General features: G+C 34.0%; 2 protein-coding genes. Both read right to left on the reverse strand.

Annotated features, from left to right (window positions below):
* Nucleotides 1–345, reverse strand: a 345-nt coding sequence (locus tag N5E64_RS15710; protein WP_280038332.1) for an IS3 family transposase, incomplete at its 3' end; no start/stop codon positions are given.
* A 23-nt stretch (nt 346–368) separates the two neighbouring features.
* Nucleotides 369–586, reverse strand: a 218-nt coding sequence (locus tag N5E64_RS15715) for a transposase (protein ID WP_280038333.1), incomplete at its 5' end; no start/stop codon positions are given.

Here is a 586-nt window from a genome sequence, read left to right on the forward strand (position 1 = left end):
AAAATCCATACTCCACGTTACATTTGGATAAATCGGACGTAAAAGCGGCTCTTTAATACTTGCAGGAAGTCTTTTTTTACGTTTATTACGTAGGTTAAGTTTCATCGAAGTATAAATTCGATAAACTCGTTTATGGTTCCAAGTAAAGCCTAAATTTCGTAAACGATAATGCATCATCCAAAAGCCCCAAGTTTGATGCTCGTTAGATAGTGCTATCAATTGAAAACGTATTTTATCATCCTCATCTTTACGTACTTTTTGATAATAAAAAACGGATGTTCTTAAGCTAAATAGACGACAAGCCCTGCGAGAACTTAGTTGATGTTTTGCTTTTGAATACAACACCAATTCTCGTTTTTCACAAGGCGTTATAGCTTTTTTTCGATAACATCTTTTAAAACTACGTTTTCTAAAGTAAGCTCTGCTACAATTTTTTTATATCGGGACAATTGCTTCTCTAGTTCCTTTAATTGAGCTAATTGATGGGCTTCCATTCCGCCATATTTACTCTTCCATTTATAAAAAGTGGGTTGGCTTATTCCATGTTCACGACAAATTTCATTGACTGTTTTGCCTTGATTTTGTT

Origin of the sequence: Empedobacter sp. GD03739 (assembly GCF_029843245.1) — a bacterium.
Taxonomy (GTDB): Bacteria; Bacteroidota; Bacteroidia; order Flavobacteriales; family Weeksellaceae; genus Empedobacter; species Empedobacter falsenii_B.